The 13,786-nt window shown below is 39.0% G+C and carries 14 protein-coding genes and 1 pseudogene; 6 read left to right on the forward strand and 9 right to left on the reverse strand.

What is annotated here, in order from left to right:
• The first annotated feature begins 177 nt into the window (after window positions 1-177).
• Both NST66_RS14925 and NST66_RS14930 read left to right on the forward strand, forming a co-directional pair.
• Entirely contained in the window at window positions 178-1,365 is a 1,188-nt protein-coding gene (locus NST66_RS14925; protein WP_028414411.1) for a macrolide family glycosyltransferase, read from the forward strand.
• A gap of 326 nt (window positions 1,366-1,691) precedes the next feature.
• Entirely contained in the window at window positions 1,692-1,970 is a 279-nt protein-coding gene (locus NST66_RS14930) for an RNA polymerase sigma factor (protein WP_028414412.1), read from the forward strand.
• 21 nt (window positions 1,971-1,991) lie between these two features.
• Here the strand turns inward: NST66_RS14930 and NST66_RS14935 are convergent, their stop codons facing one another.
• The gene (locus NST66_RS14935; protein ID WP_028414413.1) at window positions 1,992-2,309 is read right to left on the reverse strand and encodes a hypothetical protein; all 318 of its coding nucleotides are present in this window, start codon (window positions 2,307-2,309) and stop codon (window positions 1,992-1,994) included.
• A gap of 206 nt (window positions 2,310-2,515) precedes the next feature.
• On the opposite strand from NST66_RS14935, the gene NST66_RS14940 reads away from it, so the two are divergent.
• Both NST66_RS14940 and NST66_RS14945 read left to right on the forward strand, forming a co-directional pair.
• Window positions 2,516-2,635, forward strand: a complete 120-nt coding sequence (locus tag NST66_RS14940) for a DUF4023 domain-containing protein (protein WP_080754499.1) — start codon at window positions 2,516-2,518, stop codon at window positions 2,633-2,635.
• Window positions 2,636-2,808: 173 nt separating this feature from the next.
• Window positions 2,809-3,849 (forward strand): annotated as a pseudogene (locus NST66_RS14945) (alkene reductase); the annotation flags it as partial.
• 135 nt (window positions 3,850-3,984) lie between these two features.
• On the opposite strand, the gene NST66_RS14950 reads toward NST66_RS14945, so the two are convergent.
• The 4 genes from NST66_RS14950 to NST66_RS14965 form a co-directional block, all read right to left on the reverse strand.
• The gene (locus NST66_RS14950) at window positions 3,985-4,707 is read right to left on the reverse strand and encodes a GDSL-type esterase/lipase family protein (protein WP_098625898.1); all 723 of its coding nucleotides are present in this window, start codon (window positions 4,705-4,707) and stop codon (window positions 3,985-3,987) included.
• Between the two features lie 245 nt (window positions 4,708-4,952).
• Entirely contained in the window at window positions 4,953-7,991 is a 3,039-nt protein-coding gene (locus NST66_RS14955; RefSeq protein ID WP_028414416.1) for an efflux RND transporter permease subunit, read from the reverse strand.
• Between the two features lie 122 nt (window positions 7,992-8,113).
• Window positions 8,114-8,563: a DUF6188 family protein gene (locus NST66_RS14960; RefSeq protein ID WP_028414417.1), complete on the reverse strand. Its 450-nt coding sequence runs from the start codon at window positions 8,561-8,563 to the stop codon at window positions 8,114-8,116.
• A 33-nt stretch (window positions 8,564-8,596) separates the two neighbouring features.
• The gene (locus NST66_RS14965) at window positions 8,597-9,172 is read right to left on the reverse strand and encodes a TetR/AcrR family transcriptional regulator (protein WP_028414418.1); all 576 of its coding nucleotides are present in this window, start codon (window positions 9,170-9,172) and stop codon (window positions 8,597-8,599) included.
• Window positions 9,173-9,432: 260 nt separating this feature from the next.
• On the opposite strand from NST66_RS14965, the gene NST66_RS14970 reads away from it, so the two are divergent.
• Window positions 9,433-9,726 carry a DUF3817 domain-containing protein gene (locus NST66_RS14970; protein ID WP_013083888.1) on the forward strand — a complete coding sequence of 98 codons (294 nt, stop codon included), beginning with the start codon at window positions 9,433-9,435 and terminating at the stop codon, window positions 9,724-9,726.
• A gap of 47 nt (window positions 9,727-9,773) precedes the next feature.
• Here the strand turns inward: NST66_RS14970 and NST66_RS14975 are convergent, their stop codons facing one another.
• The gene (locus NST66_RS14975) at window positions 9,774-10,148 is read right to left on the reverse strand and encodes a DUF7674 family protein (protein ID WP_028414419.1); all 375 of its coding nucleotides are present in this window, start codon (window positions 10,146-10,148) and stop codon (window positions 9,774-9,776) included.
• Between the two features lie 75 nt (window positions 10,149-10,223).
• The gene (gene hutI / locus NST66_RS14980; protein ID WP_328174296.1) at window positions 10,224-11,501 is read right to left on the reverse strand and encodes an imidazolonepropionase; all 1,278 of its coding nucleotides are present in this window, start codon (window positions 11,499-11,501) and stop codon (window positions 10,224-10,226) included.
• A gap of 413 nt (window positions 11,502-11,914) precedes the next feature.
• Between hutI and NST66_RS14985 the strand changes: the two genes are divergently transcribed.
• Window positions 11,915-12,178: a hypothetical protein gene (locus NST66_RS14985; protein ID WP_013057818.1), complete on the forward strand. Its 264-nt coding sequence runs from the start codon at window positions 11,915-11,917 to the stop codon at window positions 12,176-12,178.
• A gap of 34 nt (window positions 12,179-12,212) precedes the next feature.
• Here NST66_RS14985 and NST66_RS14990 read toward each other — a convergent pair whose 3' ends face one another.
• Both NST66_RS14990 and NST66_RS14995 read right to left on the reverse strand, forming a co-directional pair.
• Window positions 12,213-13,040: an LCP family protein gene (locus NST66_RS14990; protein WP_033580566.1), complete on the reverse strand. Its 828-nt coding sequence runs from the start codon at window positions 13,038-13,040 to the stop codon at window positions 12,213-12,215.
• A gap of 133 nt (window positions 13,041-13,173) precedes the next feature.
• Entirely contained in the window at window positions 13,174-13,716 is a 543-nt protein-coding gene (locus tag NST66_RS14995) for a GNAT family N-acetyltransferase (protein ID WP_034270305.1), read from the reverse strand.
• Window positions 13,717-13,786: the final 70 nt, after the last annotated feature.

Here is a 13,786-nt window from a genome sequence, read left to right on the forward strand (position 1 = left end):
AAAATTCTATCATAAACTCAGTTTAATTATGTTATTTTTTAGGAAAAAAGTTATATTTTTTCACATTTTATACACAAAGGCAGGGCTTCAAAAAATAAATGCGCTAACCAAATTAGTTGTCAACTTCCTTATATTTGATTACGCTTGAAGAAATCTTACCGAAAGTGAAGTGAAAAAATGGCAAACATTTTAATGATCAACTTTCCCGCTGAAGGTCACGTAAACCCAACGCTTGGAATGGTAAAAGCTTTTTCAGACCGAGGTGATACAGTTCATTACATTACGGCCGAGCGTTTTAAAGAGCGCCTTGAAAACGCCGGGGCTATCGTACACATTCACCCAGACTTATTAAGCGGTGTATCCATCAAGCCTGAAACTCCTCAAGGAATCAACGCTTTTTTAAACATCCACATCCAAACGTCTTTAGATACGCTGAAGCTTGTTCATATATTATCAAAAAAAATTGAATTTGATTTTGTGTTTTACGACAAGTTTGGAGCAGGCGAATTAGTGCGTGATTATTTGCGGATCCCTGGCATTGTATCATCTGCTTCTTTTTTAATGCCGAAAGACCGCTTAGCAATGATGCCTCTTCATCCTGATTCAGACGTTCCATTTCAGCCGGATGAACAAGCTCAGTACGGGCTCAGCCTGCTTAAAAATCAGTTTGGCATAGAGCCTAAAAATCTGCTTCAATTTATGAACAATGAAGGCGAATTAACGGTCGTGTACACAAGCCGCTTTTTCCAGCCGCTTCATGAACATTTTGATGACTCGTGTTTATTTATTGGGCCAAGCTTTCCAAAGCGTCACCGCTCTCATGATTTTCCGTTAGAAAAGCTGAAAGACGAAAAAGTTCTTTATATTTCAATGGGAACGGTACTTCATGACGTAGAAGGCTTTTTCAACCTTTGCATCGACGCATTTAGCGATTTTGATGGAAAAGTTGTGATTGCAGCAGGAGACCGGGCCGATTTTAAAAGAATTAAAAAAGCGCCAGAGCATTTTATTATTTTGCCCTATGTTCCTCAGCTTGACGTGTTAAAAGAAGCGGACGTTTTTATCACGCACGGAGGCATGAACAGCGTAAACGAAGCTATTCATTTTAACGTACCGTTAGTCGTTTTACCTCATGGCAAAGATCAGCCGATCGTTGCTCAAAGGCTCGTGGAACTAAACGCTGGTTATCGCTTAGCAAAAGAAACGGTAAATGCCTCTCTTTTAAGAAGTGCCGTTGACGAAGTTGTCCGCGACGATTCCTATAAAAAAGGAATTAAAGAAATCAACGCAAGTTTCCAGCAGGCATCTGGCCCTGCCGCTGCAGCCGAACAAATTGTCAATTACGTAGTGAAGCAACATTCATAAAGAAAAGGTGCACTGATGTGCACCTTTTCTTTATAAAAACAGCCATGTACAAACTGTATATATGCCGATGATTAGTAAACTGACGACTGTAAGGAAAATCAATGCACATCCAGCTACAATAAGTTTATCAGCTCATTTGGATACGTAACGAGCAAAGCGTGCAGGTTGTCTCTCACTTCCCCAAGTTCTCTTCTTTGATATCTCGTTGAGTATTTTGCCTTGTTTTTTTGATACTACATAGCTCATAAGCCTCTCCTTTTTAGGTGTTTATGCTCATTTTAACAAGGGTACAATGAACTATAATTGATTTTCGAAGGGGCTCGTTTATGAACAATGATCTTTTACTCATTCAAGAGATAAAAAACCGAAAGAAAGAAGCACTTCATCAGCTTTACAATCGATATGAAACGCTTTTGTATCGTCTTGTCTATTCAGCAGTAAAAGATCCACATGCTTGCGAAAGCATCTTAACAGAGCTATTCAAAGAAATTTGGCATTCCCCTGATCTTTTGGTCAAAGAACGTACTCTTTCTCTTTCCTTGTGCAAGCAGTGTGTAAAAAATATAAAAAAGCACAGCCAGAACTCAGAGAAGATTTCGTCGTAAATCATTTTTTGGCTGTACATACTATGAATACAAATCCATATGACTGAAATAATCGAAAATATGATGTAAATCTGTAATCTTTATGCTATGAGTGCTGTAAGCAACGATTATTTCAGCCAGCATAAGAACAAATAAAATGGCCAATAGCACCTTAACAAGCGGAAATTGTCGGAACTGAGGAGAAAAAAGCAGCTTACTGACTGTATACAAAAATAGCAGGATAAAGTAAATCATCATGGCATTGGTCGCCTGAAGGGGCACATTCCAGACAAATATGTACACGCTGAATGTCAAAATTAAAATAAACGACATTTCTTTCCCGCTAAAAAAATCACTCATTGCGTAACACCTTTTCTTGTTCATGAATGAATAAGAAATTATAAACTCACGAAACATTAACGTTATTTTTACAACAGTATACACGATTTTCCTGTTAATTTCTATATACCGGTGTATATACGGAGCTGCTTTTAGCGGATTGGCGTCATGTTTTTGAGTGCAATGGGTTATAGTAACAGGGAAAGCTCATAAAGGAGGTATGGATAATGGAAAACACAAATCAATTTGTTCAAAAGCTGAACGACAATCAAGAAAAGCAGCGTAAAAATAAGCAGGGTCAAGCTACTGGCCACCCGGAGAAAAAACTTCCTAACAAACAGCATTAATATTGTAAAAGCTGGCTGTCAAAACAGCCGGCTTTTTTTGTGATCATTTTTCGGAAGTCGAAATGTTTGAAGATAAAACAAATCCCCTGTTACAATAAACTGAACCCGCTGCAAAAACGTTCGCAGCTATACTTTCCTCTTAAGGAGCTGAATATAAAATGAGTAAATTTGAAAAATTATTCCAACCAACAAACATTGAAGCATTTGATTTACACACTCGTACAGCAATGGCACCGATGACACGATGCTTTGCTGATCCAGAGACAGGCGTAGTCGGTCAAGACGTTGTAGACTACTACCGCCGCCGCGCAAAGGATGGTATTGGCTTAATTATTAGTGAAGGAATTGTTATCAGCGAACGCGCAAAAGGAAATCCTGGCGTTCCCGGTATCTATACACAAGAACAAATTGATTCATGGAAGCCTGTAACAGAAGCTGTTCATGAAGAAGGCGGCACGATTATTGCTCAAATTTGGCACGTTGGCCGCTTGAGTCATCCTGAGTTAATCAATGGACATAAACCTCAGGCACCTTCTGCTATTGCAGCACAAGGTCAAGTGCCTCGTTTCCGCAAGCCGTACGAAGAGCCTGAAGAAATGTCAAAAGAAGATATTAAAGAAGTTGTAGGACAGTACGCTCAAGCAGCTAAAAATGCCATTGAAGCAGGCTTTGACGGCGTTGAAATTCACGGTGCTCACGGCTATTTAATTGATCAATTTAATTCAGACTGGTCTAACAAACGCACGGATGAATACGGAGGCGACCTTGCACAGCGATTAACGTTTATGAAAGAAGTGATTTCTGCTGTTATTGACGCTATCGGAAAAGAACGCGTTGTGATTCGCTTCTCTCCTCATAAGCTTGATAAACCAGACTATCGCTGGGATGATACCGAAAAAGCCATTCAAACGTATACAGAAGCTTTTAAAGAAACAGGCATTGAGATTATTCACCCGTCTATGCTTGATTTTTACGAAGATGTCCAAAACGGCCAAAACCTTTATGAAATCACGCGTAAGTACTGGGATGGACCAATTATCGGCGTGGGTGATTTAACGCCTGAATCAGCTGAAAAAGCGCTTCAAGCCGGCTGGATCGACGTAGCTGCTATTGGCCGCCCGCTAATTTCAAATCCTGATTATTTACAGCGTATTAAAAACGATGATGCTCTTGTCGAATACGATGCTAAAAAACATTTACCAGAGCTTATCTAAAAAAAGCTGAAACAAAAATATTTTAGCTCAAATGAAAAACGAACCACTGATCAGCATGTTTAATCAGTGGTTCGTTTTTTTGTTATGGTGAATGTAGTTTCATCTGTTTCGTTACGCTACGTCTCAACCTCTTTTTTATTCATTAACGTATGACTGAACTTCTTGTTTCCAAACAGCATAGCCTTGGCCTTTTAAATGAAGACCATCCACCGTGAAACTACTTTTTAACTGATTGTTTTTGGATACTTTCGAATACAGGTCAATGTAAGAATCATTATGTTTCTTAGCGAGACGCTCTAAATAGTTGTTTAATGCGATAACATCTTTATTGTCCACTGCGTCGCCGCATTTTTTATTGTTGACGGGCAGTACACTTTGAATATAGACTTTTGTATCCGGTGATTCTTTATGAATACGCTCAAGAATTTCAGCGTAATTGGCTTTGGTTTTTTTTACAGATTTTTGCTCATTTAAATCGTTAATGCCAATCATTAAGAAAATCTTTTTTGGTTTAGCATCTGTAATGCTTTTTAAACGATGCAATACCCCTTCAGTTGTATCATCGGCTACGCCTCGATTGACAATCTGCTTATTATGAAAAAGTTCGCTCCACTCAGAGCGCTGGGTAATGCTATCACCGAGAAATACGATGGACTCTTTAGGAATACTTAATTGCTTGAACAAAGTAGTCCGTTCAATGTAATAAGGATTGTCTCTATAGCTTTGCTTAGACGAACCCTTAGATGACAGCGGATTTTTCATCGCGCTGCTGCTTGTTGCATAAAAAGCAAAAACACCTATGAAAAGGACATTTAAAATAATGGAACTGATAAATACAGCTTTCTTTGTTGAACTCACGAAAACGACACTCCTGTACTTTGTATGGTTTTTAGATAACTCTACGATGATATAGTAAAGCTTCCTGTTAACACTCTTTCCCTCCATACAAGACATTTAATCATTTTTTGTAAATAATGATTTTACATAAAAAAGAAGCGGCGCTCGAAAGCGCCGCTTCTTTTTCTATAATATAAGGGGTTAAAACGTACTTTTATTATAACATATAGTCTATGGTCATATTTTCCTCTATTAGAAAATAGTTCTTATGTCGTTTCTTTTTCCAGCTGTTTTTCTCTTTTTACTTGCCTTGCGAAGAAGAGTTCGTATACAACTGGAATAATAATTAAAGTAAGAAGAGTAGATGACGTAAGTCCTCCAATTACCGTGATGGCTAAGCCTTTTGAAATCAGCGTTCCGCTTGACGTAGTAAGCGCCAGCGGGATTAAAGCAGCAATGGTAGCAAACGCCGTCATTAAAATTGGACGCAATCGCGTTTTCCCAGCTTCAATAAGGGCTTCGCGGATTGTCATGCCTTTTTGTTCACGATTTTGGGTAATTCGATCTACAAGCACAATCGCGTTTGTTGTAACGATTCCAATCAGCATTAAGAATCCAATCATGACGCTGACAGACAGCGGTTCTTTTGCAATGACAAGACCAACTAACGAACCGATTGGCACAAAAATGAGTGACGATAAAATGATAAATGGAATACGCGCTTTTCCAAACGTAACGAGCATTGTTAAATACACAAGGCCGATTGCTGTTAAAATGGCTAGACCTAGAGATTGGAAGACTTCTACTGTCTCGTCGCTTCCGCCTCCTCCATCCAAGCTCACATCTTTCGGCAAGTCTAGCTTTTTCACTCCATCTACAACATCTTTGGTCACAGCTTGAACATCATCGCCTTTGATGTCTGCTTCTACTCGCGCAAATACTTTACCGTCGAGCTTTTGAATAGAAGTGAACGTATCAATTGTACGAACGTCAGCGATATCTTTTACTAACACAGGCCCTCTCTCTGTAAACACTTGCAGGTCTTTAATTTCTTTTACTGAGGCAAGGTCTTTATCGTACGAAAGCTGAACCGCTCGTTTTGTATTATCCAATTTTAAGTCTCCAACCGATACCGGTTTGGTTTGATCAGAGATTGTACCGAGCAGCTGAAATCCAGATACCCCGTACTCTGCGGCTTTATCAGGATCTACTTCTACTACAAGCTGCTTTTGCTTATCTGAGAAGTTATTTGTTACATATTTAAGACGTTTGTCTTTGTTTAAGTGGTTTTCCACTTGCTTAGCTGCCTTTTGCAAGTCATCTAAATTAGAAGAATATAAATCAACCGTCACGTTATTATTTGTAGGCGGCCCTCCTGTTGATGCTTCTTGCACATTAACTGTTGCTTTCGGTGATTCTTCTTTCGTGATGCTTTCCATTTTCTTTTGAACTTTATCAATAAACGTATCGACATTCACGCCTTCTTTTACATTCAAGAAATAGCCAACTTGGTTCGGACGTTTTACACCTGTTGAAAAGTCACGTGATCCAACTTCCGTTGTCACGTCTGAAATTTCGTTTTGGTCCGCAAACATCTTTTCAATTTTTAAGGATACATCGTTTGTTTTTTCAAGGGACGTAGATGCCGGTAATTGAACGTTGGCTTGAAGCATTTTTTGTTCTTCATTTGGAATAAACGTAAAGCCAAGTGAAGGAACAAGCGCAAATGATCCAAACAGTAAAATAAAGGATAAAATCAAAATTTTGATTTTATGATTAAGCGACCATGCAATCGCTTTTGCATACCCGCGCTGCAGCTTTCCTTCTTTTTCTTCAGGCGGTACTTTTTTAAATGCAAACTTTGCGAGAATCGGCACGATTGTAATCGCTACAAGAAGAGATGCTAACAGTGAAAAAACAACTGTTAAGGCAAACGGCAAGAAGAACTCTCCTGTAATTCCTCCTACAAAGCCGATTGGCAAGAATACGACAACCGTTGTAATCGTAGACGAGGTAATCGCTTTTAAAATCTCTTTTGTGGACGATTCGACAAGCTCATTGCTCATGCCTTCTTCTGAACGGCGAACGCGTCTGAAAATGTTCTCAATCACAACAATACTGTCATCTACTACGCGCCCAACGGCTACAGCCATTCCACCTAGTGTCATAATATTAAGCGAAATATCAAGCTGGTTTAAGAAAATAGCTGATACTAACAGCGATAATGGAATCGATATAATCGCAATGATTGTCGCACGGAAGTTACGCAAGAAAATCAGCACGGCGAGTGACGCAAATAATGCCCCGAGCAATCCTTCGCGTACTAATGTTTCAACAGACTTTTCAATGCCGTCAGCTGAGTCAAAGCCAATTGCGTAGTCTAACTGATCGTCATATTTTTTCAAAATCTTCATCGTTTCGTTGGCCACTTCAACCGTATTAGCGTCTTGCTTTTTTGTGATGGCCATCGACAGCGCATCTTTGCCGTCATAGCGTGTATATTCGCCTTGTTCTGTTACGGCTTCGACTTTGGCAATATCGCCAAGTTTCACAGGCTGTGCTTCAGGGTTCATCGTGGATTTCAGCTGGATTTTCTTTAATGCATCGATCGTGGCAACTTTTTCTTCTACTCGCACTGGAATTTGAAGCTCTTTTCCGTTTAATGTTCCTGCTGGGAAGGAAACGGCTTTTTGATTAATTTGTTCTTTCATCCCATCAAGCGTTAAACCAGCTTGAGCTGCTTTTTCTTTATCGACCGTAATTTGTAAAAGGTCCTCTTTCACACCGCCAACTGAGACGGAGTTAATACCTTGAATTTTATTCAATTCAGGAATCACTTCATCGTTTAATACTTTTTCAAGATTTGCATCATCTTTTGCAAACAGTGAAATGTTGAAAATAGGGAAGGAACCAAATGAAAAACGGTTTACGTCTACATTTGATGACTCTGGCAAATCTAATTCTTTTATCGACGAGTTAATTTGTTGTTCAACTTTATCTAAATCCGTATTAAACGGGAATTCTAAATTAATAATACCGACGTTTTCATATGATACGCTTTGTACGCTTTTAACGCCTTCAATTCCTTTTACTTGGTCTTCGATTTTCGACGTGACACTTTCATTTACGTCATCAGGAGAAGCCCCAGGATACGTTGCTTCAATAGACAGCTGCGGAAATTCGATATTCGGCAGTAAATCAATTTTTAGTTTTGAAAATGAATATAGCCCCGCTAAAATAAGTAAAAATGAAACGATAAACACAGCTACCGCATTTTTTAAACTAAATCTCGTCAAAAAATTCATCTTTTTCCTCCGTTACGTAACTAAGTTATTTGAGAAGCCTTCATCCTTTAATAGCTGCAGACCCGTTTTATTTTTTTAAACAATTTTAGAGTACCCATGGGTCAGTTTTTCGTAAAAAAAACTCACCTCCTTTCATGTGCTGATGAACTGTCTATACAAACTGAAATTTGATGGTCGCACGCTCCCCCTGGAAGCGAGATAAAGGAAAAGCCGTCTTGACCATATAAATCCCAGCCTTCAAAAAACGAGCTGTCATGAAACATATCTAGCGCATACCCGTTAGAAAACGCAATTCGAAGTATACCGATATCTTCATACCACTGTATAGAGAGAATGCGCTGGCCAAGCAGCAGCGCTTCGACTTGCTGACGCTGCTCAGCGGAATGTAGCGATTTCCAGTCTGCTTGACCAAGCAAGATGCTGCGTTTGTTTTTTAGTCTCCATGGACATTCTGCCACAAGTCCGCCTTTACTAAATCCAAGAGAAAACGGCAGGGTGTTGTCTGTGTTTACCTTGGTAACGGTTTGTTCTTGAAAATATGAAAAATTAATTACTGTGCTGCTGTTATTCATCATATCCCTCCATTATCAACCAGTACCGACGAGTCATTTTTGGGTCTCAAAATAGCAGCCTTCAATGTATAAGTTCACAATGAACTCCGCATAGTTCATGATATCTTCTTCTGTTATATCATCATCGGAAACGATATCCATCCTATACCCATTTAACATGCTGCAAAACGCTTTTGAGTGTAAAAAAGCGTTTTTTATTTTTTGCTCTTCAATCAATTTAGCAACAAGCCCGTGATAATCCTCAAAAAATTGATGAAGACGACCCATCATTTCTGGCATTTGGTGAGGGGCTTGCCAAAAAGAGTCCGGATATTTTTTAGTTTCGTAAAAAAAGAGCAGGTGATGTTTCGCAACTGAATAGAGCTTTTCGTGAAACGTTTGGCATTTATCTGTTCTTCGCTTTGCATGATACAAAAACTCATCAAACGAACGATTATTAACAGCGATATAAAGCGACTCTTTAGACGAAAAGTACAAGTAAAGCGTTCCTTTAGATACACCCGCTAGTTTAGCAATATCAATCATTTTTGCTTCATAGTAACCTTTGGATCCGAACACTTCAAAAGCAGCATCTAAAATTTTCTCCCGCTGCTGTTTTCGGTTTGTCATGGTAAAAAATCCTCTCATACGTTTTCGATACTATACATATAAAATAATTAAAATAACTTGTCAACAAGTAGTGTGCTCTTTTATACATTGCATCACAAGAGTATGTCAGTTTTTCAAACAAAATACTTCTATAGCACAAATTAAAGCGTTTTCGACTTTTTTGTGACAGATACAAATGATGCTTGTATATGAAGAGCTTGCTATGGTACATTTTTGTCATCGATACAGAAATTTATTCCGTCGTTACGGGAGGAGAAAACATGGTTCTTACATCACCAATCGGTCGCCTGCGCTTAGTAGGAATTTTAGAAGGAATTTCATTTTTACTGCTGCTGGGCATTGCTATGCCGCTAAAATATGCAGCAGGCATACCCGAAGCTGTATCAGTTGTAGGCGCAGCACACGGTGCACTTTTTGTGCTGTATGCTCTTGCAGTCGTTCATGTAAAATTCGCTCATAAATGGTCAATCGGCCGCTCTTTATTTGCATTTCTTATGTCGGTTATTCCGTTTGGTCCTTTCATTTTAGAGCGCCAGCTGAAAAAAGAACAGTAAAAGAAAAGAACGTCACGGACATCATGTTTCCATGACGTTCTTTTTCCTTACTGTTCCGCACTATTTTCGCTAAAGTGGTCAATCGTTTTCCACCACTTCAGTGAGTGAGGTTTTAATAGCATTCCAATTTCTTCTGGACTAATTTGCTGATCTATAATCATTTCATGCATTGCTTGAAAGAGTCCCGTTGTAACAGCTTCTTTCACATCAGATTCACCTTCTATATACAGCTGTTCAATCGCTTCAAACACATCCGGTTCACGTTCGAGCTGGCCGTTATATTCAAGAGAGATCAAATGACCCGCTACTCGGCTTAATTCATGCTGCAGCTCTTCTTTATCGTTGAAGTTGATTTCTTCGCTTGGCTCAAAAGATGGGCAAGCTTCTTTTAGTAATGGAATAACATTTTGTTTTGTAATCATATCTAAATTCCCTGCCTTTGCATGTGTGACAAATTCTCTATTCTTTACCCTTTTCTCTTTTTCTATAAACTTGTTTTACAAAACTTTACCGTTTTCTACAACTACTTCTCCTTTTTTCACTACGCTATCAATATGATTCAAGCCATACTGATATTGAAGGGTTCGATAACTAGAGACATTAAAAATCGCTAAGTCAGCTTGTTTTCCGGATTCAATACTCCCAATCTTATCTCCTTGATTAATAGCATGAGCTGCGTTAATAGTTGTGGCTACAAGCACTTCTTCAGGACTCATGTTCATATTCATACATGCCAGATTCATCACAAATTGCTGTGAAGTCGTTGGAGATGAACCTGGATTGCAGTCTGTAGAAAGAGTAACCGGAACGCCTAAATCGATCATTTTTCTAGCATCTGGCCATTTCATTCCAACAAATAAGGAATTCCCCGGTAAAAGTGTGGCTACGATCCGTTTTTCAGCCAGTTTCTTTAACCCTTCATCAGAAGCATACAAAAGATAATCTGCTGATATCGCTCCTACCTCTGCTGCGAGCTCCGCTCCTCTGCAGTATTCAAAGGGGTCGGCATGTATTTTAGGAAGCATGCCATATCTTTTCCCGGCTTCGAGTATTTCTTGACATTGTTGGAATGAAAAAGCATTTGAAAGACATACAGCATCATTAAATGCTGCGAGCTTATAAGAAGAAATTTGAGGAATCATTTCGTGAATAAGTAAATTGACGTATTTCTGCGTATCTCTTTTATATGCAAAAGGTACGACGTGTGCTCCTAAGAAGGTGCTTATGACATCAACTGGGTGTGTATCATTCAGCATTTTAGCGATTTGCAGCTGCTTCAGCTCTGTTTCTAGTTCTAAGCCGTACCCGCTTTTCACTTCTACAGTCGTGACTCCGTGAGCTAGAAAAGACGTAAGACGCTCATAGCTCTGCTGATAAATTCGGTACGCATACTCTTCCTGTGTCTGAACGACAGTGGAGTGAATACCTCCACCTTCTTCTAATAAATCCAAGTAAGAAGTTGGTCTTTCAAACCGCCTATAAAATTCTTCTTCACGAGAGCCAGCGTACACAGCGTGTGTATGAGGATCAATCAGACCCGGAGTCACAATTTTATGAGAAGCATCAATAATCGTTGCATCATTTCTTTCCCTTTCATATTTTTGTTCTAGCTCTTTTGTTGTACCTACGGTCACAATTTGATCTCCTTCTATCCAGACTGAGCCATTTTCAATCACCGTCAAGTTTCTCATTTCTTTGCCAGCTAAAGGACCTTTATTTTCTTTGGCCGTTACAACTTGCGAAGCATTTTTAATCCATAGCGCTTTTTTGGACATCGTTGAATTTCCCCCTTTTCTAGCGTATACCACGTTTTGGGGCTCCATGTTTACCGTAAACTCATTTAGATTCACCTACACATTTCGCACCTCTGCCTTCTTTCTTGTAGGTAGAAATTCGAAAAAGCATGTCCATGGTCTGAAAAGCGTGTTTTTAAGTCTTTAAAGCTAGATAACTTATATTTTTTTCAATTATATACGCTTTTAGACCCTTTTTTTCTCCGTTTTCTTACTTATTGACTCTTGTTTTATACAGATATATCCTTATATACTAAATCTTTTATCACATGTATTTTATAAACATCACGGCGAGGTCCCCTCAATAGGATAAATAATAGATTTCTAGGAAGAGAACGTTTATAATATTCTTTGAAGTTTTACTTTTAGAAAGATTCACTAATGGAGGAAGAAATATGATTGTCAACTATAAAAACCAAGCAACCGGCCATCGCATGAATAACGGCTGGAATCTTTTCTATGCGTCAAACTTAACGATGTGGCGCAAAGATGAAAAGTATTTGCTTTTAGATGAAAACCAAGATGTAGTGATGATCTTTGGCTTTAAAAAAGACGAAATCATTCTAGATAAATTGCAAACGTGGGGCTATACATTTGGTGTCCATCCAGAGAAAAAACAAATTTCTTGCTTGCAGCGCCAAGAAGAAATTGGTGAATAAAAAGAGGGCTGAAAAAATTCAGCCCTCTTTTTTATTAATGGGTTTGTTGAAACATAGCGCTCAGCTGCTTTTTTTCAGATGGTTTTACAACATAATACCATGTACCATCTACCATTTGTCCTTCTCCTTTTACCGTTACCGTTTCGAAATCAGGCCGTCCATTCTTAATGACGTTATACATCGTAAATGCATCGCTGACATCAATATTCGTTTGGATATGCTTTTTTGCGAGCGTGAGAAGACTTGGGATATTTTTCACCGTTGACATGTTCATTCCTTTATCTAATAGAGCTTCCACCACTTGACGCTGGCGATTGTTTCTTCCTAAATCACCTTTTGGGTCTTCATGTCTCATCCGTACATAGGCAAGAGCTTTTTCACCGTTCAACGCATTTTCTCCTTCAGGAAAGATAAATGAATCAAAGACAAAAGGAAACGGGTTATTCACGTTCACGCCGCCAAGTTCATCGACTACATCTTTGAACCCCTCCATATTTACTTTCACATAGTAGTCAACGTCAATATTTAAAAAATTCTCAACCGTGCGCACGGTTAAAGGAATGCCTCCGTATCGATAAGCATGGTTAATTTTCTCATCCGTCCCTTTTCCATCAATGTGCACGCGCGTATCTCTAGGGATCGGCATAACCTTTGCTTTATTATGGCTTTTATCTAAATTGACCACCATTAATACATCTGAGCGGCCCGTATCGCCTGGCCTTTCATCTACGCCCATAACGAGTACATTAAACGAATGAGGCTGCTCTTTAGCAGATGTTTGATGCTGATAGACAATTCCAAACCCAGCGGTTCCTAAAAGCAACATACATGCCGCTAAGATGCCTACTTTGTATTTTTTCATTCATACGGCCTCCTTTACACATCACTTACTCTCTATATGCCTTAATGAATGAAAATTTATACCTTCTTGAGGAAATTTAAGCACACGTCAAAAAAGCCCGCTTGTTGGGAAGCTGGCTTTTCACTAGTAGATGTTAGCTTGATTTTTGATGCACATCACGCTGTGCCCATTCACTTTCTAGCATACTCATTTCAATTAAGCTCCAGTACTGTCCATCTACAAGCCGGACATCTCGAAGAAGGCCTTCGCGTGTAAAGCCAATTCGTTCATAAGACTGAATCGCCCGCTCGTTAAAATCAAAGACGCCGAGCGAAATTCGGTGAAGGCCCAGTTCTTCAAAACCGAAAGCTAACACTTTTTCAAACATGTGCGAGCAAAACCCTTTTCCTCTATACTTTTCACCAAGCAGCACTCGGCCAATTCTTCCTGTTTTATGATAATAATCAATATGAGCCAGGGAAATATGCCCAATAAGCTGTTCATTGTCATCTATGACAGAAAAAGCATAGGTAGAGGCACCATCTTCATTTGCATATCGAATATAGTGTTTTAACTGTCTAGGAGTAAGCGGAAAAGAAAAGCTAGAGCCGCTCCATTGCACCATAAATGACTCGGAGGGAATCCAATCCATTAGCTGTTTAAAGTCTTTTTTGGAGAACGGTCGTAGAGCTATCACATAATTCTCCCCCTTATTATTTCTGACTTTTCTAAATATATTACATTTATCACAATAAACTGTCAACTTT

Source organism: Priestia sp. FSL W8-0524, assembly GCF_038005965.1.
Lineage (GTDB): Bacteria > Bacillota > Bacilli > Bacillales > Bacillaceae_H > Priestia > Priestia zanthoxyli.

Coding starts and splice junctions, on each gene's coding strand:
- NST66_RS14935 (WP_028414413.1), bottom strand. CDS start 2,309: ATGAGTGATTTTTTTAGCGGGAAAGAAATGTCGTTTATTTTAATTTTG.
- NST66_RS14975 (WP_028414419.1), bottom strand. CDS start 10,148: ATGATTACAAAACAAAATGTTATTCCATTACTAAAAGAAGCTTGCCCA.
- hutI (WP_328174296.1), bottom strand. CDS start 11,501: ATGTCCAAAAAAGCGCTATGGATTAAAAATGCTTCGCAAGTTGTAACG.
- NST66_RS14985 (WP_013057818.1), top strand. CDS start 11,915: ATGATTGTCAACTATAAAAACCAAGCAACCGGCCATCGCATGAATAAC.
- NST66_RS14965 (WP_028414418.1), bottom strand. CDS start 9,172: ATGACAAACCGAAAACAGCAGCGGGAGAAAATTTTAGATGCTGCTTTT.
- NST66_RS14955 (WP_028414416.1), bottom strand. CDS start 7,991: ATGAATTTTTTGACGAGATTTAGTTTAAAAAATGCGGTAGCTGTGTTT.
- NST66_RS14990 (WP_033580566.1), bottom strand. CDS start 13,040: ATGAAAAAATACAAAGTAGGCATCTTAGCGGCATGTATGTTGCTTTTA.
- NST66_RS14930 (WP_028414412.1), top strand. CDS start 1,692: ATGAACAATGATCTTTTACTCATTCAAGAGATAAAAAACCGAAAGAAA.
- NST66_RS14925 (WP_028414411.1), top strand. CDS start 178: ATGGCAAACATTTTAATGATCAACTTTCCCGCTGAAGGTCACGTAAAC.
- NST66_RS14960 (WP_028414417.1), bottom strand. CDS start 8,563: ATGAATAACAGCAGCACAGTAATTAATTTTTCATATTTTCAAGAACAA.
- NST66_RS14970 (WP_013083888.1), top strand. CDS start 9,433: ATGGTTCTTACATCACCAATCGGTCGCCTGCGCTTAGTAGGAATTTTA.
- NST66_RS14940 (WP_080754499.1), top strand. CDS start 2,516: ATGGAAAACACAAATCAATTTGTTCAAAAGCTGAACGACAATCAAGAA.